Origin of the sequence: Providencia vermicola (assembly GCF_020381325.1) — a bacterium.
In the GTDB taxonomy this organism is placed as follows: domain Bacteria; phylum Pseudomonadota; class Gammaproteobacteria; order Enterobacterales; family Enterobacteriaceae; genus Providencia; species Providencia vermicola.
The window spans coordinates 37,059-63,012 of sequence record NZ_JAGSPI010000006.1 but is presented as its reverse complement, the minus strand read 5'-3'; the positions used below and the strand labels follow the sequence as shown (position 1 = coordinate 63,012).

General features: G+C 42.0%; 20 protein-coding genes. 12 read left to right on the top strand and 8 right to left on the bottom strand.

Annotation, left to right across the window (positions count from 1 at the left end; genetic code table 11):
- The first annotated feature begins 1 nt into the window (after position 1).
- Entirely contained in the window at positions 2 to 1,273 is a 1,272-nt protein-coding gene (gene efeB / locus KDJ85_RS10070) for an iron uptake transporter deferrochelatase/peroxidase subunit (protein ID WP_225819556.1), read from the top strand.
- A 168-nt stretch (positions 1,274 to 1,441) separates the two neighbouring features.
- Here the strand turns inward: efeB and KDJ85_RS10065 are convergent, their stop codons facing one another.
- The 3 genes from KDJ85_RS10065 to KDJ85_RS10055 form a co-directional block, all read right to left on the bottom strand.
- Positions 1,442 to 2,176 (bottom strand): vWA domain-containing protein, encoded by a 735-nt coding sequence (locus tag KDJ85_RS10065; protein WP_225819555.1) that lies wholly within the window; start codon positions 2,174 to 2,176, stop codon positions 1,442 to 1,444.
- Between the two features lie 180 nt (positions 2,177 to 2,356).
- Positions 2,357 to 3,259 (bottom strand): hypothetical protein, encoded by a 903-nt coding sequence (locus KDJ85_RS10060; protein ID WP_225819554.1) that lies wholly within the window; start codon positions 3,257 to 3,259, stop codon positions 2,357 to 2,359.
- Positions 3,260 to 3,489: 230 nt separating this feature from the next.
- A complete protein-coding gene (locus KDJ85_RS10055; RefSeq protein WP_225819553.1) occupies positions 3,490 to 4,416 on the bottom strand; it encodes a LysR family transcriptional regulator in 927 nt (308 codons plus the stop codon).
- A 145-nt stretch (positions 4,417 to 4,561) separates the two neighbouring features.
- Here KDJ85_RS10055 and KDJ85_RS10050 point away from each other — a divergent pair, with 145 nt between their 5' ends.
- Positions 4,562 to 6,337 carry an adenine deaminase gene (locus KDJ85_RS10050; protein ID WP_225819552.1) on the top strand — a complete coding sequence of 592 codons (1,776 nt, stop codon included), beginning with the start codon at positions 4,562 to 4,564 and terminating at the stop codon, positions 6,335 to 6,337.
- A gap of 32 nt (positions 6,338 to 6,369) precedes the next feature.
- Positions 6,370 to 7,713 carry an NCS2 family permease gene (locus KDJ85_RS10045; protein WP_225819551.1) on the top strand — a complete coding sequence of 448 codons (1,344 nt, stop codon included), beginning with the start codon at positions 6,370 to 6,372 and terminating at the stop codon, positions 7,711 to 7,713.
- Positions 7,714 to 7,768: 55 nt separating this feature from the next.
- On the opposite strand, the gene KDJ85_RS10040 is transcribed toward KDJ85_RS10045, so the two are convergent.
- From KDJ85_RS10040 to mdlC, 3 genes are all read right to left on the bottom strand, one after another.
- The gene (locus tag KDJ85_RS10040; protein WP_225819550.1) at positions 7,769 to 8,173 is read right to left on the bottom strand and encodes a RidA family protein; all 405 of its coding nucleotides are present in this window, start codon (positions 8,171 to 8,173) and stop codon (positions 7,769 to 7,771) included.
- A 130-nt stretch (positions 8,174 to 8,303) separates the two neighbouring features.
- Positions 8,304 to 9,065: an aminoglycoside adenylyltransferase domain-containing protein gene (locus KDJ85_RS10035; RefSeq protein WP_225819549.1), complete on the bottom strand. Its 762-nt coding sequence runs from the start codon at positions 9,063 to 9,065 to the stop codon at positions 8,304 to 8,306.
- A gap of 126 nt (positions 9,066 to 9,191) precedes the next feature.
- Complete coding sequence (gene mdlC / locus KDJ85_RS10030) at positions 9,192 to 10,820, bottom strand: benzoylformate decarboxylase (RefSeq protein ID WP_225819548.1); 1,629 nt, start codon at positions 10,818 to 10,820, stop codon at positions 9,192 to 9,194.
- A gap of 852 nt (positions 10,821 to 11,672) precedes the next feature.
- Here mdlC and gltS point away from each other — a divergent pair.
- The 4 genes from gltS to KDJ85_RS10010 all read left to right on the top strand — a co-directional run bounded on the left by gltS (position 11,673) and on the right by KDJ85_RS10010 (position 15,626).
- Positions 11,673 to 12,878, top strand: coding sequence for a sodium/glutamate symporter (gltS, locus tag KDJ85_RS10025; RefSeq protein WP_225819547.1), 1,206 nt, complete (start codon positions 11,673 to 11,675; stop codon positions 12,876 to 12,878).
- Between the two features lie 185 nt (positions 12,879 to 13,063).
- Positions 13,064 to 13,972: a LysR family transcriptional regulator gene (locus KDJ85_RS10020; protein ID WP_225819546.1), complete on the top strand. Its 909-nt coding sequence runs from the start codon at positions 13,064 to 13,066 to the stop codon at positions 13,970 to 13,972.
- 56 nt (positions 13,973 to 14,028) lie between these two features.
- Positions 14,029 to 15,270, top strand: coding sequence for a D-amino acid dehydrogenase (locus tag KDJ85_RS10015; protein WP_225819545.1), 1,242 nt, complete (start codon positions 14,029 to 14,031; stop codon positions 15,268 to 15,270).
- 2 nt (positions 15,271 to 15,272) lie between these two features.
- Positions 15,273 to 15,626, top strand: a complete 354-nt coding sequence (locus KDJ85_RS10010; RefSeq protein ID WP_219246053.1) for a RidA family protein — start codon at positions 15,273 to 15,275, stop codon at positions 15,624 to 15,626.
- A 57-nt stretch (positions 15,627 to 15,683) separates the two neighbouring features.
- On the opposite strand, the gene KDJ85_RS10005 is transcribed toward KDJ85_RS10010, so the two are convergent.
- Positions 15,684 to 16,697: an XdhC family protein gene (locus tag KDJ85_RS10005; protein ID WP_225819544.1), complete on the bottom strand. Its 1,014-nt coding sequence runs from the start codon at positions 16,695 to 16,697 to the stop codon at positions 15,684 to 15,686.
- 8 nt (positions 16,698 to 16,705) lie between these two features.
- A complete protein-coding gene (locus KDJ85_RS10000; protein WP_225819543.1) occupies positions 16,706 to 17,269 on the bottom strand; it encodes a nucleotidyltransferase family protein in 564 nt (187 codons plus the stop codon).
- A 193-nt stretch (positions 17,270 to 17,462) separates the two neighbouring features.
- On the opposite strand from KDJ85_RS10000, the gene KDJ85_RS09995 reads away from it, so the two are divergent.
- From KDJ85_RS09995 to KDJ85_RS09975, 5 genes are all read left to right on the top strand, one after another.
- Complete coding sequence (locus KDJ85_RS09995; RefSeq protein WP_225819542.1) at positions 17,463 to 20,258, top strand: xanthine dehydrogenase family protein molybdopterin-binding subunit; 2,796 nt, start codon at positions 17,463 to 17,465, stop codon at positions 20,256 to 20,258.
- Positions 20,255 to 20,806 (top strand): (2Fe-2S)-binding protein, encoded by a 552-nt coding sequence (locus KDJ85_RS09990; RefSeq protein ID WP_225819541.1) that lies wholly within the window; start codon positions 20,255 to 20,257, stop codon positions 20,804 to 20,806. The genes KDJ85_RS09995 and KDJ85_RS09990 overlap by 4 nt, the downstream gene beginning before the upstream one ends.
- Positions 20,803 to 22,038, top strand: coding sequence for a cytochrome c (locus KDJ85_RS09985; RefSeq protein ID WP_225819540.1), 1,236 nt, complete (start codon positions 20,803 to 20,805; stop codon positions 22,036 to 22,038). The genes KDJ85_RS09990 and KDJ85_RS09985 overlap by 4 nt, the downstream gene beginning before the upstream one ends.
- 423 nt (positions 22,039 to 22,461) lie before the next feature.
- On the top strand, positions 22,462 to 25,380 hold the full coding sequence (locus KDJ85_RS09980) for a xanthine dehydrogenase family protein molybdopterin-binding subunit (protein WP_225819539.1): 2,919 nt from the start codon (positions 22,462 to 22,464) through the stop codon (positions 25,378 to 25,380).
- Complete coding sequence (locus KDJ85_RS09975; protein WP_225819538.1) at positions 25,377 to 25,943, top strand: (2Fe-2S)-binding protein; 567 nt, start codon at positions 25,377 to 25,379, stop codon at positions 25,941 to 25,943. The genes KDJ85_RS09980 and KDJ85_RS09975 overlap by 4 nt, the downstream gene beginning before the upstream one ends.
- Positions 25,944 to 25,954: the final 11 nt, after the last annotated feature.

The window sequence follows — 25,954 nt, the reverse complement described above, 5'->3', positions numbered from 1 at the left end:
TATGCAAGCTAAACTTAGAAGCCAATACCCTGCCAATGGGTTATCTCGCCGTTCTGCATTAAAAGCCCTCGCGATTGGTAGTGCCATTTTTGCGGCCCCTGCGTTAAAAGCGAAAGCGCAAATCGCTAACTGCCAGTTAAATTACGATAAAGCACTAAATTATCTTGGTCAGCACCAAGCTGGAGTAGTAACACCCGAGCAAAAAAATGCCTCTTTTATTGCTTTCAATATCACCACGAGCAAGCTTGATGAACTACAAACTGTTTTTTCGCTTTTATCGCAGAGGATCGCCTACCTAACACAACCTCAGCAGGCACCATCGACTACAAATGATAAAATGCCACCTGCTGAATCAGGTATTCTTGGTACCCACCTACAACCTGATTCGCTTACCATCACCGTAGCACTTGGTAATAGCCTGTTTGATTCACGCTTTGGATTAGACAAAATCAAACCCAAACAGCTCGTAGAAATGACCAGCTTCCCAAATGATCGGTTAGAAGCAAAATGGTGCGGTGGTGATATTATGCTGCAAATTTGTGCGAACAGCCAAGAAAGCGTCATCTATGCCTTAAGAGACATCTTGCGTCATATTTCACCTTACAGTTTTCCACTGTGGAAAATTGATGGTTTCTTACCTTCCCGTGACATCGATAACCACAGTACGCCTATTAACCTATTTGGCTTCAAAGATGGTACAGGAAATGCTTCCGCCGATGATGCCACGCTGATGAATGAATTAATTTGGATCTCTGGCGGTAAAGAGCCCACATGGTGTGATGGTGGCACTTATCAGGCTGTGCGCTTGATACGTTTTAATCTTGAATTTTGGGATAGAACACCTTTAGAAGACCAAGAAAATGACTTTGGTCGCCATAAAGCAACTGGGGCACCAATGGGTATGAAGGGGGAACATGACGACCCTGCTTTTGATAAAGACCCTCATGGCGATCGCGTGTTATTTGATTCCCACATGCGTCGTGCTGAGCCGCGTAATCCTGAACGCCATACTGCCAAGCTAAGACGCCGAAGTTACAGTTATTCATTAGGATTAACGGACGCTGGCGCTCTGGATATGGGGTTAATTTTTATTTCTTACCAAAGCAATTTAAAAACAGGCTTTATTGATACTCAAAAACGGTTAAATGGTGAACCACTTGAACGCTATATCAAACCATTTGGCGGGGGATATTATTTTGTTTTACCCGGCATGCAATCACCACAAGATAGCCTTGCAAAAACAATGTTTGACGCACTAAAACAAATAAACTAATTGATTAGCCAATAAAAATGCCCTTAGGATATTAACTATTCTTAAGGGCATTTTAGCCTACAACTTCACGTTCATTTACGGATCCAATCTTATGTTAGCCTATCTCCTGCGGCTACTCATCCCTGATTACCCATCCTTGATAAACTCCCTCTAGGCTTAGTTACCTTATTATTTTTTGCGTTCCTTCACATCAGCTTCAACTTCCTGTTTCCAATCCTCTGATATTGGTGCAGCTTGTTGCTTCGCTTCAACAGCTTTATTTACAGCGCGATACGCTTTATCGTACCCTTCACCGTCTTGTACATATCCCGTTGCATTCGAACTTTTAATACCAATATTTTCAGCTTCCGAAATCGCATCAATGTTGGCGCCTAAGAAAATAAAGTCCCATTTATCTTCTGTTTCTGCCGACTTAATCATGGCTTTAATTTTAGAAGATGAATACTTGCGGCTACTATTCTCTTGTCCGTCTGTAATAATGACAAAAAGAACATTGTTGTTTTTGGTGATTTTTCTATTTTCACGCATTTTTTCGATGCCCTCACCAATAGCATCAAGTAATGCGGTATATCCACCAACGGGATAATCATTCAGCGTTAAGTTAGCCACTTTGCCAATTGGTTCACGATTATGCAGTAAACTTGTTTTGTCATTAAATAAAATAGTCGTGATATACGTTTTTGATTTTTTATCTTTGTTTTCAGCAAGTACGCTATTGTACCCACCAATAGTGTCTGACTCGAAACCAGACATCGAACCGCTTTTATCGAGAATAAAAACTAAATCTAATACTTCAGGATCTTGTTTCGTCTCAATCACAGTTTTACTGCTTGAAACCGAAGAAAACAGCAACAAAAATGCTGTTGATATGACGGTGAAAATTGACTGTTTAGATAGGTTCATCGCCGAGTTCCTTGGTGAGATTAATATGAGTATTGCCACACCAATGTCTCGTTTTATGACATTATTTCACATAAGATTACTCTGCTTACTGAATAAGCATATTCTGAATTAAAAATAGACAATTCAATCCCCTTAAACATGAAAAATTAAGGTAATCAAAAAGAAGCGCTGAACATAAACTTAATTAGCTAATTTTATCCATACTCCATTTCCCCTCAGCGTATTAACTTCCTGAATAAAATCGTTATATTTTATATTTTCCTCAACGGTATTATTGACGGCACTTTTAGCGTGCTCATGAACTATCTCAATCGTTGCCTGATGAAATTCTTTATTTAATTTCTTATGAATATCAACATCATCTGTATTTTTCAACTGTTCAGTAAGCGTAACAAGTTGCTGCGCTTTTAATTGTACATTTTTATCATTAAACATAACTTTAGGTATGTCATAATTAAAAACCATATTAATAGAATTAATACCTTCGTCACCGAGCGTAGCTGGCATTAAATTTTGGTTATATTCATTAGCCATATACTTAACCAGTTCAAGTTGGTCAAAACATTTAGATTTAATATTTCCATCTGAGCTATCATCATAAAGTGTAATTGAATCAGGAAAAGCTTCTCCTATTGGGTAACTACACCTAAATAAATTGGTATCAATGATTACTGCATTAGCGCTGCGGATCGGTAAATCTAACTTATGACCATTAATAGTAATAGGGTAGCTCGCAGGTTTAAAACGGTCTGATTTCCCATCTACGGCATAAACCTCAGATAAGGTATAATAGATGAAATGATTTGGGTTAAGGATTCCCCCAGAGTTATTTTCAAAAATCATAAACTCGGTCATTTCGCCTTTATCATTTTCTAAATGATGAAGACCACTGGAAAGCATAATAACGCCACTTCCATTAGGTAAAATTTCATAGCGCTTCCCATCAACTTTAAACCAAATATTGCTGGTACTTGGGTTGCTATAATAAAATTTACCTTTACTTCCAATGGCATCAAAATCGTCACAAGCTGAAAGTAGTAGCAACGAAATCATTAAGCAGCTGAATCTCAGGAGTGTTTTCATTAAATATTCTCGATAGACTGAGCATTATAGTAATACATTTCAAATAAATTGGTTATATTTTATATTATTAAACATCTACTAGAATGCATTTTTATTTATCGATATGATTTAAATATAAATAGACAAAAATAACTTTACGATAAATGCTTTAATCTTGATTGTGTACTGAGTTATGTTTTTATAATAATAAATAGCGTTATACTCGATAAGAAAAAAGCATAATAATTTCGTTACCCTCTCTTATCCTTTAATGCATTTAAAAGCACCTGAAAAATAGACTCTATCATTGGTGTTTCCGCTGCATTATTGCGAATTAACGCAACAGTTCGAGCAAGCTCAGGTTGTTGAAGTTGCAGTACTTTTAGTTCAGGGTCACGTAAATTGACAGTATACAGTTGAGGCAAAATCGCAATGGCTAATTTTGATCGCACCAAACCATACAGCGTTTCAATATAATCCACTTGATAGCGTGGGTTTAATTTCAACCGATGACTTTCAATTGTTGCAGTCACCAACCGCTGGATATTTCCTTTTGAAAAAACAGCGATATCACGACCATTAAGTAATTTCCAAGGTAAATGAAATTCATTACTAGCCAATACATCATCGGAATGAATTACTGCTACAAATGGGTCATCTTGTAGAGGGAAAATGCGTAAATCTTGTGGAACAAAGCTATCAATGACCCCTATCCCAAAATCTATTTCATGATTAACCAATTGATTTACCAACGAATCATTGGTTTGATCATAAAATTCAATTTTTAACCTCGGAAAATGTTGGCTTAATAATTCAGGCACCGCAGGAAACAGTAATGAACTCACTGAAGGAACAAGGCCAATCCGTAGTGTGCCATCGCCCCCCTCTTCGATAATTTTTTGAATTTCACTAAATGCGCGATGGGAAACACTCAATATCTGTTGAGCATGAGGCAAAATAGCGATCCCTAATTCTGTTAAAGAGACGGATGACGCCGTTCGGTTGATCAACTTCCCGCCTAAAACAGACTCGATTTGCCGTATCGCGCTACTCAACGCAGGCTGACTGACAGATAAGCGGCTTGCCGTTTCTGTGAAATGACGTAACTTTGCCAACGTGACAAAATACTGAAGTTGCTTAAGTGTGAGCGCAGGCAAGCGTTGCCAAGGTTCAGTCATAGCGGCCTATTATTAAGTTGATTAAATATTCCTGAAGTATTCATCGCATTATAACCTTTTCTTATGAACTGATAAATTTTATCATCTTGGCAAACGTTTGCGTTGCTCATAAAGTAACTGTCATCAATTATAGGGATGGTGTCTTATGTGCAAAAAAGAGCAAAGTCGACGTCACGTCGTTCAGTCTGCAAAAGGGGATATTCCTTTTGACCTTTTACTGACCAATGCCAATATCATTGATATGGTCACGGGGGAAATTCGCCCTGCGGATATCGGAATCACAGGTAATCTTATCGCTAGCGTTCATCCAACGGGTACACGCACAGATGCAAAAGAGACGCATGATTTATCTGGCTATTTCATCTCTCCTGGGCTGATTGACACTCACGTGCATTTAGAAAGCTCCCATTTGCCCCCTGTACGCTACGCAGAAATTGTTTTAACACAAGGCACAACGACCGTCTTTTGGGATCCCCATGAGCTTGCAAATGTATTAGGCCTTGACGGTGTGCGTTATGCCATTGATGCGAGCCGAAATTTACCACTGGATGTTATGGTCGCAGCACCGTCCTCAGTGCCTTCCACTCCTGGATTAGAAATGTCAGGTGCCGATTTCGAAGGCGAAGAGATGTCGACAATGCTGAGCTGGCCAGAAGTCCACGGCGTCGCTGAAGTCATGGACATGTTTGGTGTACTTCATGGCAGTGAACGTATGGAAGAAATCTTAGAAGCGGGATTACGCTCAGGGAAATTGATTGAAGGGCATGCCCGCGGGCTCAAAGGGGCGGATTTACAAGCCTATCTTGCAGCAGGTGTCACATCTGATCATGAGTTAACATCAGCGGAAGATGCCCTCGAAAAATTACGCGCAGGGCTCACTCTCGAAATTCGCGGTTCACACCCTTACCTGTTGCCCGACATTGTCACCGCGTTGAAATCACTGCCCCATTTATCTTCACAAATCACCGTGTGCACTGACGATGTGCCACCCGATATGTTATTGGAAAAAGGCGGTATTATTGCGCTACTTAACTTATTAATTGAACACGGAATGCCCGTGACTGATGCACTGCGCTTTGCAACACTGAATGGCGCAATCCGTTTACAACGTAATGACTTAGGTTTAATTGCCGCGGGTCGAAAAGCCAACTTGGTGACTTTTGATTCATTACAAACATTAAAAGCCCATTCTGTGTATGTTGCAGGCCAAAAAATTGCCGAAAAGGGTCAGTTACTCACCACTATCCGTTCACCAAGTGATGTTTTGCCCCCTCGTGAAACGATGCGCCTTTCCCCGATTACTGCCGATGATTGCCAACTTAGAATTGATGGCGTTAATAACGGTACAGCGCGTTTACGCCATATTCAAGGCGCCCGTTTTACCCAATGGGGGGAAGTTGACGTAGAAATTAGTGAAGGTGTTGTCCAGCTTCCTGATAATTTTAGCCTTATTCGAGTTCAACACCGCCATGCACGCCATAAATCAGTGCCCCAAATCGCGCTACTAGCAGGATGGGGAGAGCTCCGCGGTGCCATTGCAACAAGTTACTCCCATGATTCCCATAACCTTGTCGCATTAGGTCGTGATCCACAAGATATGGCCATTGCATGTAACTTACTAATTGAAAGCGGCGGTGGTATGGCATTAGTGCAAAATGGCAAAGTCTTAGCCCATGTTGCGATGCCAATTGCGGGAATGTTATCAGACCTCCCAGCCCCTGAGCTTGCAGCACAATTTCGACAACTCCGCGATTTAAGCAGTGAAATTGCGGATTGGGAGCCACCTTACCGTGTATTTAAAGCAATTGAAGGCACTTGTCTTGCGTGTAATGCGGGGCCGCACTTAACCGATTTAGGGCTTACCGATGGCACAACGCGCCAAATTGTTGATGCGGTTATCCACCGTAATGAACATGTATAACGTAATTAAAATAATAAAAGGAGAGCCAACTCATGGCTGACAATTCAATTAATAAGCCAGTATCAGGGAATTGGCTTGAAAAACGCTTTGCCTTGCGTGAACGCGGCAGTTCAGTCAAAACGGAATGTTTAGCAGGGATCACAGGTTTTTTGGCTGCGGCTTACCTTCTTGTGGTAATCCCTGGTTTACTGGCTGCGGGCGGGATGGATAAAGGCGCAGCAACCACTGGCACTATTATCGTATTCGTACTCGCAAGCTTATTAATGGCTTTTTATGCGAATTTACCTTTTATTGTCGGCCCAGGAATTGGTGGTTCAGTCTTAGTCGGGATTACCCTTGCTGGCAGTGAAGGCATTGACTGGCAAATCGGTTTAGGTATCGCTTGCTGGTCGGGTATTTTATTTTTTCTGCTCACTAAGTTTGGCTTGCGTGAGGTCGTGACGCGTTCTGTACCGCAATCCATAAAACTGGGACTTACCGCATCAATCGGCTTGTTTGTCGCGATATTAGGCTTTCGTAATGCAGGGTTAGTCCTTGCTAACCCAAAAACAAATGCACTGATGTTAGGGGATTTTTTGTCACCTGGAGCCCTAGTTGCACTTGCAGGATTTTTTGTCGCCATCGCCTTGCAAGCCCGTAAAATTCCAGGTGGTATTTTGTGGGCCATCTTATTTGCCACCCTTTTAGGTATCCCTTTTGGTGTGACAAAACTACCTGAAAGCTTTATTGGCATGCCACATTCTGTTGTCCCAGTATTAGGCCAAGTGGACTTAATTGGCGCCTTGAATATTGCCTTTTTGCCATTCTTATTTGTCTTTTTTGCCGCCGAATTCTTTTCCACAATGGGCACCACATTAGCCGTCGGAGGGGAAGCGGGTTTACTAGATAAAGAAGGCAATATGCCTAATATTAACCGCCCGTTTATTGTGGATTCCATTGCGGCAGCATTAGGGCCATGGGTAGGAATTCCTGCAGCAACAGCATTAATTGAGTCATCCGCTGCCGCAGAAGCGGGGGGAAAAACGGGGATGACTGCGCTGGCTGCTGCAATTATGTTTTTATTGATGCTGCTATTTACCCCAATCGCATTAATGATCCCTGCGCAAGCTACTGCACCAGCGCTGATTTTAATCGGCTTAAATATGTTCAGCGGATTACGGAAAGTCGATTTAGCTAACTTTACCGACGGATTGCCTGTTTTAATGATGGTGATGATTACGTTAATCGCCAATAGTTTCGGGACAGGCATTGCAGGTGGGCTACTATTTTACATTTTAATTAAAGCCGTTGCAGGGCAATGGCGAGAAATTCCAATTAGCTTATGGATACTTGCGGTTCCGTTAGTTTACTATTTCTCAACGCTCGTTAAACACTAGTAAGTTCTGATATGAAAAAGCTGATTTAATTATCGGCTTTTTCAGTTTTTTTGGGTTAATTTAAGACCGCATGGGCTTCAATTTCAATTAGCCACTCAGGTAATGAAAGTCCTGTAACAATAATCCAAGAAGAAGCAGGTGGTGCATCACCAAACTTTTCTTTTAATGCCTTAGCGATGTCTAATTGTTCTTCGTGGCTATTCGCCCCATCTTTAATGTAAATACGCAAAACAGTCACATTCGATAAATTTCCTCCCGCCTCACGCAGTACATGTTCGATATTTACCAGTGACTGAACAGTTTGTTCATAAATTCCCCCCGCCACTGTTTCTTGATTCGCGTTTACGCCCACTTGGCCTGATAAAAATAATTGGCGAGTTCCCGTTGTTTCTATTGCTTGGCTAAAGCCATACTGCAAAGAATTAAAGACAGTTGTAGGGTTAATTGATTTTTTTTCCATGTTTTTATTCCCTCGTTAATCAAACAGCGAAGCAGTATAAATCATGTATTTTTTGGATTCTTTAAACATCCAACAAACAGGGTTTTAATCGTACTTAAAGAGCACCAAAACACACATCGATTGAGCTCATCTAAGAACAAGTACGAATACATTCAGCTAAATAATCAACACACTGCTTAATATCCTCTGTTTGGTCTGCCCAGTCAGTAGCCGCCCCCGTTAAATAGTCATTTTTCGCCATTATAATTATCGAAGATAACGCCGTAGGCATTAAATTTATTGCCCAATTGGCAGCCCCATCCTTTGAGATAAATAACCCTGTCTTCATGGTGTACCACATTCTCACAAGGGTGAGTAACACATTGCGTTCATCCCCCTTCAAAGATAACAGTAAGTTAGGAAGGGCCTCTAATATTGCTTTTCGTATATCAGGCTGGCCAATCATGGGTAAACTGTACATTTCCTTATGCCATAAAGCGACCGCATCTTGTGCAGCTTGGGCTAACATCAATGTAAATTCAGGGTCTTGAGTTTGCCCTTCAAATACCCCTTGTTCATACTCTGTACGTAACCACTCTCCGTACATTAATTCACATTTTGCTGGGGAAGAAAGCATATTTAATTCACTTGATAAAAACACGGCAACTTCAAGTGGTCGGCGCCCTTCTGGATCAATCGGGTATAAGCCAGAAATCGCCATTAGCCCTCGCACAAGCTGTTCACGGCATATCTCTGTCAGCGGCTTGTCAACCACAACAAGTAAATCAATATCACTCGTTGGTCTCAGTCCACTAGAAACAGCTGACCCATGCAGATAAACTGCAATTAATGAATCAGATAAACATTTTTGCAAAATAGCTAAAGCGAGTTTTGCTTGAAGAGGGGTCGTCATGAATATCGGGTCCTGTCTAACTTTATTAAATAAACATCATAATTTATCGATTCTATCTATTCCTTGAATAAAACATAGATAAAAAAATAGCCCCTAACGAGGAGCTATCCAATAAAGCCACTAACATTAAATGAGTGGTGGAATTGAGGGCAAAATAGGGACTTCAATTACCGTCGGCCCATTACGTTTAAACGCCTCTTCGCACGCTTTTTTCACGTCATCCACTGTTTCTGCTCTTACTGCAGCACAACCGTATCCTTTACCTAAAGCCACAATATCTAAATTTGGAATATCAAGCCCCGGCACACCCGGAGTTTCTTCCAATACCGCAAAGGATTTTAAAATGGCATATTCATTGTTCTTTGGAATGATAAATACAATTGGTAAATTCTGCTGCGCTGCACTCCATAACCCTTGAATCGAATACTGCATGGAGCCATCACCAATAATTGCCATCACTGGGCGATGACGCCCACTATCCCTTTCTGCTAATGCAATCCCCACACTTGCAGGTAAATTCCAACCTAATGAACCGCTTGCGAATGTATAAAATGAATCAGGAAATTCAATTGGCCACTCACGATGAAGCTCGCCAAGGTTTGATGGTGACTCTTCTACCAAGACAGTTTCTTTGGGTGAAACTTCCCTTAACGCGCGAAATAACTGTGTTGCACTCAATATTGAGCTCTGACTCGTTTGTTCAGGTGCTGCTGGGTGCGGCGCCAAACCATGGGGCTGCTTCACCACACTGTTTGATGCAGCACGCGGTGCAACTAGGTTGATTAACCCTTCTAGAGCAAGCACCGCATCACTTAATAAGCTATCGCCGACAGGGGCTCTCCCAGCTTCGATTGGGTCATCGGTGATATGTAATAACCGCAACTTTTCAGGAATATAACTCCCTGCAACATAAGGGTAATATCTAAATACTGGCGCACCAATAACAATAGCTAAGTCATGCCCTTCAAGTTTTTCAGATAATGGCTTGGTCGCAAACGGTAACCCGCCTGCATATAACGGGTGCGTCTCAGGGAATGGCGGACGTTCAGAAGCAGGCGCCGCCCACACGGGGACATTTAATTTTTCGGCAAGCTTAATGCCGATATCCCACCCTTCCCCCCTTGCAATAGCGGAACCATAAATTAGTACGGGATTCTTTGCATTAGATAACGCGGTGGCAAACTCTTGTAATCGAACAGGATCATAACCAATACGCTGTGGTACTGAACGAACGACTGCCTCTTGCGCTAATGCAGGTTTATCCCAATCATCCAACGGAATTGACAAAAATACAGGCCCTGCAGGCGGTTGCAGCGCCATCGCATAAGCGCGCATAAAGGCCGCGGGGACATCTTCTGCACGTACTGGCTGATAGCTCCATTTTACCCATGGCTTCGGTAAGGTTTCTGGCTCAATATTGGTAAGCCAAGGTTCCATTAATAGCATTTCCCGCGTTTGGTTCCCCGCTGTAATGATTAATGGCGTGCGGTTCATATATGCCGTCAAAATATTACTCATGGCGTTGCTTAAACCTGCAGAAGTATGTACGTTGACCATTGCAACCTTACGCATTCCCTGAGCATAACCATCAGCGGCAGCAACAGCAGAGGCTTCTTGCAAGGTTTGGATATAACGAAAATCACTTGGAAAATCTTTCAAGAATGTTTCTTCTGTTGAACCAGGGTTCCCAAAAACGGTTGTAATATCCAACTTACGTAATAAATCAAAGGTGACTTGGCGGATCGTTTTTTGCATTTAAAACACTCCATAAAACAATATTAAAAACACCTAATAAAAAGAAAATTTGAATTAAAGATATGCATTTAGATTTACACACCACAGCATGATTAAACAACCAAAATATAGCCTAACCTATTGTAATTAGGCCATCATAGCAAACAATTGACTGATGACATATTCGAGTAAATTTGACTTGTATATGGGTTTTAAACAATTTAAATAATAATAATCTTATAAAAACAATCTATTAATAAATACGCTAAATTCGATAGCCTTAATAAGATGGTAAAATAAACCAAATATAAGCCTGAAACAAAATTATCAAATAGCCTTTGTTTATTATATTTGTACTTATTCCATTTAAAAGTAACTATCCACAGTTTATCATCGATAAAAGACTGGGGTGTATTTCTTAAAATCAAGATATTAGCAAAATGCCTAACACTTAATTATCGATGGTTTTTTAGGCGAATCTTTAGACAAAATTTGCACAATGCATCAAAATTAGGTTATGTGCCCCATATTCTGCTTCTATCTGTCTATTTTCTTTTATGTTGTACATCACATTTCTTATATTTACTTATGCTGTATGACGTTCAATCACATCCGTTTAAATTTCATTATTATATCGCTACCTTCAAATAAATACGTTCTTTGGAAGCCAGCTATTTACGCTACTTCTCGCGATTTTCCCTTAATAAATACCGTATTTTCATCCGGTCTAATACACCGCCTAGAGTTAACTAAAGGTTATAGATACCCAAACAAAACTCATTGTTAAACAAAGGTTGCGCAAAGTAGCTTAATTTATCATTAATGTTAAATAACGATAAAGAAAGCTCTGGTAAGCTTATTTGAGGTAAAATAATGATTTTAGATGCCAGCTACACATTATTAGTCGCTTGTTTAGCGCTATTGATTGGGATGTTTGTTGTTAAATACACACCCTTTTTACAGAAAAACCATATTCCTGAAGCCGTTGTTGGCGGTTTTATTGTGGCCATTATTTTATTGATTGTCGATAAAACAGCAGGGTATTCCTTTACTTTCGATGCGTCCTTACAAAGTATTCTGATGATCACCTTCTTCTCATCCATTGGGCTAAGTTCAGATTTTTCACGATTAATCAAAGGTGGCAAGCCGCTGGTATTATTAACTATCGCAGTCACCATTTTAATTGCAATTCAAAATACTGTGGGTATGGGCATGGCAGTCATGCTAAATGAGAGTCCATTTATTGGCTTAATAGCGGGTTCTATCACCTTAACGGGCGGCCATGGAAACGCAGGGGCATGGGGGCCAATATTAGCCGATAAATATGGTGTTACAGGTGCCGTTGAATTAGCAATGGCATGCGCTACTTTAGGTTTAGTATTGGGCGGTTTAATTGGTGGTCCAGTAGCTCGCCATTTATTGAAAAAAGTGACAATCCCAAAAGCCACTGAATTAGAAAAAGAAACGATTGTTGAAGCATTTGAACAACCTAGTGTTAAACGTAAAATCAATGCCAACAATGTTATTGAAACTATCTCAATGCTGATTATCTGTATTGTTGTTGGTGGGTATATTAGTGCCTTATTCAAAGATACAATTCTACAATTACCGACCTTCGTTTGGTGTTTATTTGTCGGTATTATCATCCGAAATGTATTAACGCATGTATTTAAGCACGAAGTGTTTGAGCCTACCGTCGATGTTCTTGGTAGCGTTGCACTGTCATTATTCTTAGCGATGGCGTTGATGTCTTTAAAATTCGGTCAATTAGCCAGCATGGCAGGCCCTGTTTTATTAATTATTGCTGTGCAAACTGTAGTCATGGTGCTGTTCGCCTGCTTTGTGACCTTTAAGATGATGGGCAAAGACTATGATGCGGTTGTGATTAGCGCGGGACATTGTGGATTCGGTATGGGGGCAACGCCTACTGCAATTGCAAATATGCAAACCGTCACAAAAGCATTTAGTCCGTCCCATAAAGCTTTCTTAGTCGTGCCAATGGTGGGGGCATTTATCGTGGATATTTCAAACAGTATCCTAATTAAAATATTTATCGAAATAGGTACCTATTTCGCCTAATCTACTTTATAACGTGCCAGTTTATAACCAAAAGATATAGACTGGCATTTTCATTTCTCGTTAAAATATCTCTTCATGCAAAAAATTCTTTTCTCGTATCCCATCACAAAATGACGACCGTATCGGATTAAATAAGATTAATTCGGTAAAATACCTTGATAAACAAAAATGGTAGGTTTCATAGAATGAAATTACGGCATCTTGATATATTTTACGCAGTCATGACTTGTGGTTCTTTAACACGAGCGGCAGAAGTCCTTCATATTTCTCAACCCGCGGCGAGTAAAGCGTTAAAACATGCAGAGCAGCAACTTGGATTGGTCTTATTTCAACGAATTAGAGGAAAACTAATCCCCACAGATGAAGCGAACTTATTGTTTGAAGAGGCAAAAGAAGTTTATCAAAATTTAGATAAGCTCAGAATTTTAGCACAAAATTTATCCCGTAATCCGCAAGGTAAATTAGCTATCGGCTGTTTGCCAAGCCTGGGGTTAAACTTAGTGCCCGAAGTCACCGCCCTATTTATTAAAAAACACCCCAATATAAAGCTCACAATTGGAACACACCACACAACAGATATTCTGCAATTATTAACCCAGCAAGATTTGGACATTGGTATTGGCTTTAATCTTGAAATCGAAGGGGGGATTACTGTGTTACCAATTGCGGATATTCCCTTAGTGTATGTTGACAGTCGGCCACCATTACATACCCCCGTTTCCTTAGTTGATATTGACCAAGAACGTTGGATCCATCCTGGCTCTGATTCATTGTCTCAGCTTTTGCAAAAGCGTCATCAATTCGCTGAATCAAATATCAGCGTACACACTTACCATATGGCTGCCGAGTTTGTTCAAGCAGGCTTAGGTTGTAGCATTACGGATATTTTCTCAGCAGAACACACACTACCAGAATCGATGATCTATCCGTTAAAAGAAGGACTGCGATTAGCGGTTTCTGTTTTCCACCGTGCTGATAAACCGTTAACCAAAGCCGCACAAAATTACGTCAATACATTAGCGTTAACCCTCGAAAAAAGGAATAAAGTCGTTAACCAAAAGTTATACTCTGGTAATGAAAACTCAATTGTTTAGTTAACTTATTCGCCGTTAAATATTCATTCCTACATTATTATGGGTTGCGGAATATTATGGCTAAACATGTGGTGATTATTGGAGCAGGTGTGATTGGGTTAAGCACCGCATACGCGTTAATTAAAGCGGGTCAAACCGTCACCTTGCTTGAATCTGATTCAGATGTCGGAATGCATACCAGCTTTGCTAACGGCGGGCAACTGAGTTATCGCTATGTTTCGCCACTTGCCGATTCGGGTGTTCCCTTACAAGGGCTGCGCTGGATGGGGAAAAAAGACTCCCCGTTGAATCTGAAAATAACCCCATCAATTCAGCAATGGTCATGGTTAGCGCAATTTACCCTAGCGTGTAACCGTAAAACCAATAAAATCAATGGTGCACATATTCTACGCCTATCACTATTAAGCCAAAAAATAATGAATATATGGCGGGAAAATGGTGATATCGCTGATTTTGCTTGGGAAAAATCAGGGAAATTAATCATTCATCGCGATAAAAAAAGCTTTCAAAAAGCGTGTGAAACGGTTGATAGTCAATTTCAAAAGATCTTAACACCCGCTGAAATTATTGAATTAGAACCCTCTCTAGAACATATCCAATCACAGCTGGTTGGCGCAATTTATGCCCCTGATGATGAAAGTGCCGATTGTTATTTATTTTGCAAAAACGTGCTGCAATATTTAAACACGCAGCCACAGTTTACTCTCTGCTTGCAACACAGTGTTAAATCCTTCACTCAACACGATAATTGCATTACTGGAATAGTCACTCATCAGGGAAATATTCAGGCTGATGAGGTTATTGTTTGTGCTGGCAACGGCAGCCGAGATTTACTTAAACCGCTGGGAATTAATGTCCCTATGTTAGGCTTAAAAGGTTATAGTCTTAGCGTTGAATACCCACAAGCTGAGCATTGTGTCCCTAGGATGAATGTGACTGATTATGGTAATAAAATTGTTTATGCCAAATTAAATGACCAACTGCGCATCGCTGCCATGGTCGATATTGGTTATGATGATTCAGGGCTGCGCGATAACCGTGTGAATGCATTAAAGGACATTGTGAAAAAAACGTTTCCACATTTGCCTAAAGTGGATGATGCCCCTGCATGGTATGGGTTACGCCCATCAACACCAAAGGGCCCTCCGCTATTAGGAAAAACTGCCTATAAAAACCTTTGGTTAAATATCGGCCATGGTAGTTTAGGGTTTACTCTAGCTGCGGGCAGTGCAGAAATATTAAGTCAATTGATCACGACAAAAACATCCCCCATTCCTCTTACAGGATTAACGAGGTAAATATGAGTATTAAACGAAATAATCCAAAACCACGCCTAGCAGACAGTGTTGAATTTGGTGGCCTTGTGTACTTATCTGGCCAAGTTCCTAGCGATTTAACGGGTGATATTACACAGCAAACTCAAGAAGTTCTTGATAAAATTGATGCATTATTAGCAGCAAGCCAAAGCGATAAAACGTGCATTTTATCCGCTCAAGTATGGATTAAAAATATGCCTCGGGACTTTGCTGCATTTAATGCGGTTTGGGAAAGCTGGATGCCTGTTGAGCACAGCCCTGCACGTGCAGCAGTTGAAGCGAATATGGCACGGGAACAAGTCCTTGTAGAAATCATGGTGACTGCGGTACAACGATAACATCAGATATCATTAAAAACAGGGCGATAAACCGACCGCCCTATCTTAAACTTTAACTTATTGATTCACCGCCGATAAATAATTTTTTATTTGTTTATCGTGCTGGCCTTTCACACCGTTTTTGTATGCGACAATGTCTGCCATTATCGCTAACGCAATTTCAGGTGGCGTTTTGCTACCAATGGGAATACCAATAGGCGCGTGAACACGGTCGATTTCCGTCAACGACATTCCGCCAGCACCCAATAACCGTTCACGTCGACGTGCGCTTGTGCGGCTTGACCCCATTGCACCAATATAAAACGCCGGGGTATTTACAGCCTCCATCAATGTTAGATCATCAATACGAGGATCATGCGTTAAAGAAACAATGGCCGTATTTGGCGTACAGCTTTGGGACTCTAAATAACGGGCAGGAAATAATTTAATCACCTCAAATTGGCTAGAAAGCTGCCCAGAAAAACGCCCTAATTCATCCTCACGGTGCTCGCAAATGATCACTTCGAACCCCAATGTTGCTGCAAAATTTGCACAATAAACCCCAACATTCGAGATCCCAGCAATAATTAAACGCGGTGGCGCGGCAATATAAAATTGAATATCATCACCAACACGCTCTATTTGGGTTGGAATCTGTTGATTATTAGCGGTACTAATTTCACCACGTTGAGGCAAGGTGATTTTTTTATTAATTGCGGTATATCCTAATAGTGCTTGATGTATTTCAGTGAGATAGCTGATACTTTCGTCACTCTTAGGTAAATATTCAATTAAAACATCTAAACTACCATCACAAGGCAAATTCACTTTCGCCTCTAATCCACCGCGACCATAGCGAACAATTTGACTACCATCTAGGTATTTCGCATCTTGAATACGCTGAATGAAATCTTCCTCAATACAACCACCGGATAAAGAACCAACATACTGGCCATCCACCTTTGCGACAAGGAGCGACCCTGGACTGCGAGGAGAAGAACCATACGTACTCAGCACAGTACACAACCAAATGGGCTCTTCTTTTATCCAAGAAAGGGCTTGAGAGATAACAAAAACATCTTCACGCAGCATACTTGCTCCTATTCATTATCAATTATTGGATAATCAATATCTTTGATAACACTTTCATCATTTATCTCTAATTCATAAACAAAATTGTGACGTAATATTGATTTTGCCCCATCATCCCCTGCTAGTTTAATTAATTCTGAATAATAGTTTGCAGATATTCCCACTGGATGACCAGGCAATCCACCATATACAGGTCTAACAAGCGAATGGTGATTGAGGTTATTTGCAACACAGAGGAGTAGATTGCTACTTATATAAGGCATATCCGCTAATTGAATTAACCATCCATCTAAATCAGATGTGTTTTTAATGCCCAACGCTATAGATTCGCCTAATCCACTACTATCCAACAATGAGAATGGAATATTATATTGTAAGCAACTGTGAATAACACCCTGATTATCAGGCCTGGTTATAACATGAATAGCAAGCTTGCTATCCATTGAATTTAAAAGTGTTTTTTCAAAAACAGTTTGTTCGCCTAATAGAAGGTTCAATTTACTGCCTTTTCCACCTGCATTTTTAAAACGCTGACTGCGACCAGCTGCTAATATTAATATGCCAATATTCATGATTGTAATTATTCAGACGTATATTGATTTAGTTCTAATAAATAAGGGATATTCAATAAGATAACAAGTTATTATTAATATTAGCTTGCCAACCATTCACAATTAGACAATATTTGAATCAGTATGTAATAACTTTCAGAGTAATGATAAATAAAACAATATAGATGTAATATAATAAGTGTAAGGGTTTATTATGAGCAAAAGCAATGTCGAACTCTCCCGCAGACACTTTCTAAAATGTGCCGTTGTTGCTGGAATTTCAGTGTATCTCGCCCCTTTATATAGCCGCGCTTTTGATGTGCTATTTGAGGAAAAAATTCTTCAATCCCCTGACTGGGATCCCGTTGATAAGCGAATAAAATTCCGTATTGATGCCTTTTCTAAAGTTCAAGGTGAGAAAGTTTTCGCCAGAGACATTCGAGCACGGGATATTCCCCACTGGCCAAAACAACAAGGCCACGCATTTTTACTCAGAGTGACCCAAGCGGATAAAATTTACCAAGGTTTTAACCTTGAGAGACTCAGTGATGGCTTAATGCCAGATCGTATTGTCACAGCAAGTGACCTAGAAAAAGACGGTGTTGCTTTCCCTGAGTTTTACGGGGAAGACTTACTTCTTCCTACAGGGAAAACCCCTGCCTATTTAGGGCAAGCGGTGGCACTCCTTATTTACCATGACTTTGCAAAATTCCGCTTTGCCAAAGAAACGCTCAAATTCCACGATGATATTATTCAATATGGTGCATTTACAGGGCCATTAGAACGTGACCCTTGGGGCACCTATCGTGGCGTTCGTATTGGTAGTGAAAATCCTTTCGAACCAGATATTTACTCCAGCATGAAAGACATGCCGATCTCACCCATTGGGATGAAAAAACACCTTCCAGTATGGCCTGAAGGCCGTGAAGGTGGAAAACTGGATGAAGAAGGTATGTTTTTTGCCGATGCCCTAGCCAAACAATTGGAAAATCCCCCTGAAGACTGGTTAGTCATTAAACGCAAATATTCAACTCAATCCATTGATACTGCTGCATTAGAGCCTGATAACGCCAATGGCTGGTATGATGCAAAAACCCAATCATTCCACCTTGTGATCCCAACCCAGTCACCGCAAGAAGTGGCGGCATCTTTACCAGAAATGTTGGCTAAATCGACCTTTCCAATTAAGCAAATTTTTCTACACCCTTGTTTTACTGTGGGTTATGGTTCAAAAGACCATGCGCCTTTCCCCTATTACGGTGCCATGGCAACGCTATATGGTGATGGTGTTCCTATTCGTCTAGCTAATGACCGTTATGAGCAATTCCAATCCAGTATCAAGCGCCATGCTTTCGACATGGATTACACATTAGCCGTCAACAAAAAATCACATAAAATTGAAGCTCTCAGCGCCTCATTTATTGGTGATGGCGGTGGGCGTTGTAACTTTACACCATCCGTTGTGATGGTTGGCGCCACGGGAGCACAGGCGATTTATTATATTCCTCGCAGTGACCTTTCTGCGGTTGGCATTGCATCACGGGCGGTCGATGCTGGCTCTGCTCGAGGTTACGGCACACTGCAAGCCATGGCTGCTACCGATATGTTAATGGAGGAAGCCGCGAAACTGCTCAACGCTGATCCCATCGAATTTCGCCTAAAAAACCTAATTAAATCAGGGATGAAAAACACTCAAGGGGCAATTCCTGGTGGGGCTATTCGTGCTGACGAAGTACTAACACGCTGTGCTGCACACCCAATGTGGACAGAAAGAGCTAAACGCAAAGCCGATTATGAAGCCCAAAACAGCGGGAAGTTTTTTGGCACCGGTATTTCCTGTGTACAAAAAGACTTTGGGACAGGCGCAGAATCTTCATTCGCCCGTGTTGAGCTCACGCGTGAAGGTAAAATATCCATCTACCATAGTGGTGCTGAAATGGGGACAGGAATGTCTACCTCTCAAGCCGTTGTTTGTGCTAAATGGCTAGGTAAACCCGCTGAGTTGGCTCACTTCTCTGTGGCTGACTGGTCAATTTTACCTATGATATCAACTGGTAATCCATTTGCTATGGCACAAGAAGAACAAGATCGTTTAGCGCAAAATCCGCTATGGACACCAAGTTATTGTTCCCCATCGAGTGCCAGTAACTCCGCATACTACTTTACTCACAGTACAGAAGAAGCGGCTCGACTCGTGTTCGAACATGGACTGTGGCCTGCTGCAATGTCAATTTGGCAAGAAGGTATTGGTGGAGGACAAGCTGCACCATTAGTTGTACGCCGAGAAGATGCACGCTGGGTTGCGAAAGGGCTAACTGCCGATGGATTAGAGGTGTTAAGTTTACAGCGATTAATCGATCGCACCTTTGAAATGGGGGGAGTGACAGGTGCAGTTAGCCACGTATTTAACCGCTGGCAATGGGCTGAAGCCGATTTTCGTATTCAAGATGAAATGCGCCGCTTACCGATTGATGGGCTCGCATTGCGTTTTGCTGAAAAGGATTACCAAGTCTGTCATCGTGAAAAAGCTTATTACCCTGATACGCAAAGAAATAACGCTGGTGTAACCTACTACAGTGCAGTAGCAACTGTCACAGAGTTGTCCATTGATAAAGCCACGGGGCAAGTTGAATTACTTGACCACCACACCGTTGTGGAATGCGGTAATTTAATCGTTCCACAACTGGTTTCAGGGCAAATCCAAGGTGGGCTCGCAATGGGTATCGGTCATGCCCTCCATGAATATTTACCTCTATATGAAGACGGCCCTGGTAATGGAACATGGAACTTCAACCGTTACCATCTTCCACTCGCCAGTGACGTTGCAGTTTGGCAACAGACCAGTGAAATTCTACCGGGACTCTCAGAAACCGATCCCCCCAAAGGCGTTGCTGAGGTGGTGATGATCCCTGTGGTTTCATCTATCGTCAATGCTATCGCCGATGCAACTGGCCACCATTTCTTACACCTCCCGGTGCGAGCTAAAGACATTCAAGAGGTATTATCATGAGCTTAAATTTCCTTCCGCTGACATTAACTATCAATGGTCAATCTTATGGGCCAATGGATGTACCTGAAGGCCTCATGATGATTGATTTCCTTCATGAATATGTTGATTTAACGGGGTCACGTCTAGGTTGTGGTCAAGGAATTTGCCACGCCTGCGTAGTGATCTTAGATCACCCTTCAGGTACTAGTGAAGAGATCCGCACCTGCATCACAGGTGCTCACTTTTTTAACAACAAAAGCATTCGTACCATCGAGGGCGCTGCCACTAAAGCGGAAAATGGGGATGTAAAATTATCCCCTGTGCAACAAGCTTTTATTGAGCATTTTAGCTTCCAGTGTGGCTATTGCACTCCTGGTTTTGTCAATGCAGCGACCGTTTTTATTGAAGAACTGCAACGTAACCCAATTAAAGAAGAAGACTTAGAGGAAGCCATTAAGCAGGCACTGAACAACCATATTTGCCGTTGTACAGGCTACGTTCGTTATTATGATGCGGTGCGAGAAGTTGTTCTTACCACTCCTGGGCTTATCAAGGAGGCAATCAAATGATCAAAAAAATCATTTTATGGCTGATTGCGATAATTATCGTCGTTTGGGCTGTGCTTTACTGGTATGAAAGCCGTACATTGGATGGTCCCGCTCAAAAAGTGACCGCAACTCCCCAAGAAATTGAACGAGGTCGCTACCTGACTCTCGCTAGCGACTGCGCAGCTTGCCATACCAGCACTAACGGCGCGCCACTTGCGGGCGGATTTCCCCTTGATACGCCTTTTGGTACCATCTATAGCAGCAATTTGACCCCTTCTGCAGATTTTGGGATTGGCCGCTGGACAAAAGATCAGTTTTATAAGGCGCTTACTCAAGGGATCTCACCGCCGAGTAAACACCTTTACCCTGCTATGCCATATACCTCCTACAAAGGTATAACCCGAGAAGACTCAGATGCAATTTACAGCTATTTGATGAGCCGCCCAGCAGTGGATGTTGCACCACCCGAAAACTCATTACCTTTCCCGCTAAACCAGCGCATGGCAATGATTGGTTGGAACCTGCTATTTTTTAACGATAAACCGCTTCCAGATAGCTCTCAAGGCAACTCTCCTGAATGGCAACGCGGAAAATATTTAGTTAACGTATTGGAACACTGCTCTGAATGCCACACTCCTAGAGGGGCTTTAGGTGAAATGGATTTGGACAACTTTATGAAAGGTGGTGCATTAGGGCGCTTTATCGCACCTGACATTACGCCAGAGGCGCTCGCAGCACGTGGCTGGACAAAACAGGATTTACAGCAGTTTTTCATGACAGGTATCGCCCCACAAGGTTCAGCCTATAGTGATATGCACCCTGTGATTTACCTGAGTTCACAGCATTTAACTCCTGAAGATAATAGCGCAATCGCCACTTATCTAATGGGCGATAATCCACCGACCACATTGCCACTAAAAATGGACGAAGGTAACCCACAAGGCCGACAAGTGTATTTAGAAACTTGTTCTGGCTGCCACGCTTACGATGGTGGTGGTAAACCGAATGTGGCTGTTGCGATGAAAGGCAATTCAACATTACGTGATGCAGACAGTACCAATCTGATTAATGCTATTTTGGATGGTTTACCAGAACAACAATTTCCGAATAACCAAAGCCTACAAAGCATGCCAGGTTTTGCGAATAAGCTGAGCGACCAACAAATCAGCGAATTAGTCAATTTTCTACGTGTTGAATGGGGTGGGCAACCTGCCGATGTAACGCCAGAACACATTAAAGCCTTACGTCAATAACCTAAAAAAGCCAGACTAACAATATGAACCGGTCAGTCTGGCTTCTCATTAAAATGAATAACAATCCAAAAAAAGAATCGTTATATATTTAATTGCATATTGAATTTATTTAAAAATAATTAAAACGATTTACCCCCATTAACCCAACATGAATTTTAGGCAGTGATTTTTGTTAAAATTGTCCAATTAAGATGACTCCACCAAGATTATTCACTTTCTTGTATAAAACCCTTTACTCATTTCCCATAACCCTTTATAGATACCCATACTATTTATGTAACTTATTGAGCAATCACATATTAACCATCTAAATGTGACTTGATCTATTCGCCATAAAATAACCTTATACTTAATTATAAAAACACATTATTTATTACTACCTCTAATGCAAATCCCCCTAATAATAAAATTTGGGAGTACATAATGACGGGACATATTTCTAGGCGTAATTTTATTAAATTAGGTACCATCGCAGGGATTACCGTCATGGTAGGTAAACTCCCTTTTGCCTTTGCGGTTGAATTGGATTCAGATTCACCGAAAACCGACTGGATTGGGCAAAATGGTAAAGCGCGTTTTCGTTGGGATGGCGTTGAAAAAGTCACGGGGAGAAAAAACTTCGCCCGCGATTACCGCGCCAAAGACATTCCAAGCTGGCCAAAAAAACAAAGTTATGCCTTTATGTTAAAAGCCACTAATGCGGATAAAACATTTGAAGGTATTGATATTTCAATGCTGGGGCCAAACTTACAGCCTGATAAAGTCATCTTACAAGAAGACCTCATCCGTGATGGCCTGAATATCCCCCAAGATACAGGAATGGGCAAAGGTTTTTACGGTACCAATGTGCTAGTTCCGTTAGGGGAAACCGCACCAATTATTGGCCACCCAGTTGCCATTTTGATTTACCAAGACTTCGACAAATACAGTGCGGCCCAGCGTATGTTGCGCTTTGCAACAAATACGGTGAAATATGGCGCGGTCACAGGCCCTAAACCACCAGCAAACTATGGCGCAGCACGCTATGTACGAATTGGGGGAGAAACCCCACTTTCCCCGTCAATTTTCTCCCCTTACCAAGATTCTGGGATCAAAGGGGGTTTTGATGGTAATACACCTATTTGGCCCCCTTATGATCCCAAACATGCCATCACAGTTCCCCCCGTTATTCGCAAAGATCGTGGGGGAGGCTTTATTCAAGCCCTTCATCAAGCTGAACAACGGCCTGATAAACAAGAAAGAGCCATGGATTACGCACGGGAAATTGAGCAAGAAATTGCCGCAGCACGCCAAAACCCAGATAAATTTGTGCTTGAGCGCCACGGTTTTTCACAATCCATCGACCCTTGCGCCATGGAGCCTGATAACTGCAACACATGGTATGATGCCAAAACCAAAACGCTGCATATTTTGACGGCGACACAATCTCCCGCAGGTGTCGTCAATGCAGCAGCAGAATTATCGAAAAATAACAAACACTTTTCTGTTCAAAATATTGTTTTGCTAACAGGCTCAACCGTGGGCTATGGTTCGAAAGATTATTCGGTTTTTCCATTCTATGCCTTAGTTGCCAGTTTTTACGCAGATGGCCTGCCTGTACGCATGGCTAATGACCGTTATGAACAGTTCCAAATGGGGATGAAGCGCCATTCGATTGAAATGGACGTGACCATTATCGGCGATAAAAAAACGGGGAAATTTGATGTTTTAAAAGGCACATATAACTGCAATGGCGGAGGGCGTGAAAACTTATCCGTTGCGGTTTCTCATGTTGCGGTACGGGGTGCACAATCCATTTATTATTTTCCAAAATCTGATTTAACCGCACTCGCCATGGCAACGCCTGCGGTTGAAGCGGGCTCAATGCGAGGTTTTGGGTCGTTGCAATCCATGGCAGTAACTGAATTGATGGTAGATGAAATAGCGCATAACCTGAATATCGACCCAATAGAGTTACGCCGCCGTAACGCCATTTTAGAAGGCTATCCGAATACCCAAGGTGGCGTAATCGCAGGAGACCCACGCAATGTGGAAATGCTAAATTTGGCAGAAAAACACCCGATTTGGCAAGACCGTGAGAAAAACAAAACCGAATATGATGCCAAAAACCCTGGCAAGGTATACGGTGTTGGCTTTGCGCAAGTTCAACAAGTGTATGGTTCTAGCGGCGTACCTACCATCCTTTCCCTTGAATTTGATGCCGACGGTAAACTGACCATGCGCCACTGCATGCAAGAAATCGGCACAGGGGGAACGACCGCCCAACAAGTGATGGTATGGCAAGCTCTCAGTAAAGCTCCTGATGTAGTGGAGTTTGGCGTCACCGAATTTGCTGAATTACCGTTAAAAACCAGCTGGGCCGATCAGAAAAAACAAGACGAACTTGCCAAAAGCGACCCGTATTGGACTCCTGCGTTAATCCCTGATATGAGCTCATCCAGTGGCGTCTACTATATCGGTTTCGGAACGCGCCAAGCAGGTCATTTTTTACTGGAAAATACCTTATGGCCTGCGGCAAAAAGCATTTGGAGCGAAGGCCCTGGAGGCGGTGCATTTAACGGTCTAAATGTTGAGTTTTCAGATATTCGAGTGGGACCCGATGGTATTGGAGGTGGTGGTATGAAGCCTATTCCTTTCAATATTTTAGCCAAGCGTGCTCATGAAATGGGGTTAATCACGGGGATTGCAGTCCATGGTTATTCCAGCTGGCAATGGGCTCGCGCAGATTTTGATATTCCAACCGTGGGGCTAAAAAACCTGCCTCTCGATGCCATATCCATTCGTTATGGTGATGGTGCGCCAAATGAATTGAAAAAACAAATGACAACGGGCGGTTACCACTTTATCAAACGTAAAATGGCTTACTACCCACCGACTCAACGTGCAAAAGCAGACCCAACCACAGTAACCCCTGCGTGTTGCCTCGTTGAGCTTAACGTCAATACCATGACAGGGGAAGTAGACGTTATGCGCCATCATATGATTATGGATCCTGGTACGATGATTGTCCCTGAACTGGTTTCAGGGCAAATTCAAGGTGGTACTGCAATGGGTATCGGACATGCATTGATGGAAGAACTTCCACTGTATGAAGATGGCCCAGGTAATGGTACGTGGAATTTTAACCGTTACGTTTTACCCCGCGCAAAAGATGTGGCGGTTTGGCAACAAACTATCGATTATTTGCCACCACTTTCTGAAACCTCACCACCAAAAGGTATGGCAGAGTTGGGGATGATCCCTATCCTTCCCGCCACCAGCAATGCACTTACCCACGCGACGGGGAAACGTTTTTATGAATTTCCTATTACGGTAGACAAAATTAAAAAGGCCCTCTCATGAATATCAAAAATGCCGTTCCGATTATTGAGCGCAAGCCATTAACCTTAACCATCAATGGTCAAAAAATTGGCCCTGTTGACGTCCCTGTTGGGATGCCAATGATTGAGTTCCTTCATGAATATCTCGACCTAACAGGAACTCACTTTGGTTGCGGACAGGGGATTTGCCACGCCTGCACCATCATGGAAATTCAACCTGATGGCACTACCGTTGAAAGCCGTACCTGTATTTTTGGCGCACACTATTTTAATAACAAAAATATTGTCACTATCGAAGGGCAAGCAAAACTGGATGAACAAGGAAACGTTGTCGAATTGACCCCTATCCAACAAGCGTTTATCGAAAACTTCTCTTTCCAATGTGGCTATTGCGCACCAGGTTTTGTCACAGGAGCCACAGTGTTCCTCGATAAACTCAAAAAAAATCCAGTCAAACGGGTTAACCTTGAACAGGCCATTGAAGAGGCGCTAAATGAGCATATTTGCCGCTGCACTGGGTATGTGCGTTACTACGAAGCTGTGAGAAAAGTCGCCCTCGACACTCCTGGCTGCGTAATTGATTAAGGAGAACGACG

Excerpts from the sequence above, each read along its gene's own strand:
- efeB (WP_225819556.1), top strand. The coding sequence starts at position 2 with ATGCAAGCTAAACTTAGAAGCCAATACCCTGCCAATGGGTTATCTCGC.
- KDJ85_RS10065 (WP_225819555.1), bottom strand. The coding sequence starts at position 2,176 with ATGAACCTATCTAAACAGTCAATTTTCACCGTCATATCAACAGCATTT.
- KDJ85_RS10060 (WP_225819554.1), bottom strand. The coding sequence starts at position 3,259 with ATGAAAACACTCCTGAGATTCAGCTGCTTAATGATTTCGTTGCTACTA.
- KDJ85_RS10055 (WP_225819553.1), bottom strand. The coding sequence starts at position 4,416 with ATGACTGAACCTTGGCAACGCTTGCCTGCGCTCACACTTAAGCAACTT.
- KDJ85_RS10050 (WP_225819552.1), top strand. The coding sequence starts at position 4,562 with ATGTGCAAAAAAGAGCAAAGTCGACGTCACGTCGTTCAGTCTGCAAAA.
- KDJ85_RS10045 (WP_225819551.1), top strand. The coding sequence starts at position 6,370 with ATGGCTGACAATTCAATTAATAAGCCAGTATCAGGGAATTGGCTTGAA.
- KDJ85_RS10040 (WP_225819550.1), bottom strand. The coding sequence starts at position 8,173 with ATGGAAAAAAAATCAATTAACCCTACAACTGTCTTTAATTCTTTGCAG.
- KDJ85_RS10035 (WP_225819549.1), bottom strand. The coding sequence starts at position 9,065 with ATGACGACCCCTCTTCAAGCAAAACTCGCTTTAGCTATTTTGCAAAAA.
- mdlC (WP_225819548.1), bottom strand. The coding sequence starts at position 10,820 with ATGCAAAAAACGATCCGCCAAGTCACCTTTGATTTATTACGTAAGTTG.
- gltS (WP_225819547.1), top strand. The coding sequence starts at position 11,673 with ATGATTTTAGATGCCAGCTACACATTATTAGTCGCTTGTTTAGCGCTA.
- KDJ85_RS10020 (WP_225819546.1), top strand. The coding sequence starts at position 13,064 with ATGAAATTACGGCATCTTGATATATTTTACGCAGTCATGACTTGTGGT.
- KDJ85_RS10015 (WP_225819545.1), top strand. The coding sequence starts at position 14,029 with ATGGCTAAACATGTGGTGATTATTGGAGCAGGTGTGATTGGGTTAAGC.
- KDJ85_RS10010 (WP_219246053.1), top strand. The coding sequence starts at position 15,273 with ATGAGTATTAAACGAAATAATCCAAAACCACGCCTAGCAGACAGTGTT.
- KDJ85_RS10005 (WP_225819544.1), bottom strand. The coding sequence starts at position 16,697 with ATGCTGCGTGAAGATGTTTTTGTTATCTCTCAAGCCCTTTCTTGGATA.
- KDJ85_RS10000 (WP_225819543.1), bottom strand. The coding sequence starts at position 17,269 with ATGAATATTGGCATATTAATATTAGCAGCTGGTCGCAGTCAGCGTTTT.
- KDJ85_RS09995 (WP_225819542.1), top strand. The coding sequence starts at position 17,463 with ATGAGCAAAAGCAATGTCGAACTCTCCCGCAGACACTTTCTAAAATGT.
- KDJ85_RS09990 (WP_225819541.1), top strand. The coding sequence starts at position 20,255 with ATGAGCTTAAATTTCCTTCCGCTGACATTAACTATCAATGGTCAATCT.
- KDJ85_RS09985 (WP_225819540.1), top strand. The coding sequence starts at position 20,803 with ATGATCAAAAAAATCATTTTATGGCTGATTGCGATAATTATCGTCGTT.
- KDJ85_RS09980 (WP_225819539.1), top strand. The coding sequence starts at position 22,462 with ATGACGGGACATATTTCTAGGCGTAATTTTATTAAATTAGGTACCATC.
- KDJ85_RS09975 (WP_225819538.1), top strand. The coding sequence starts at position 25,377 with ATGAATATCAAAAATGCCGTTCCGATTATTGAGCGCAAGCCATTAACC.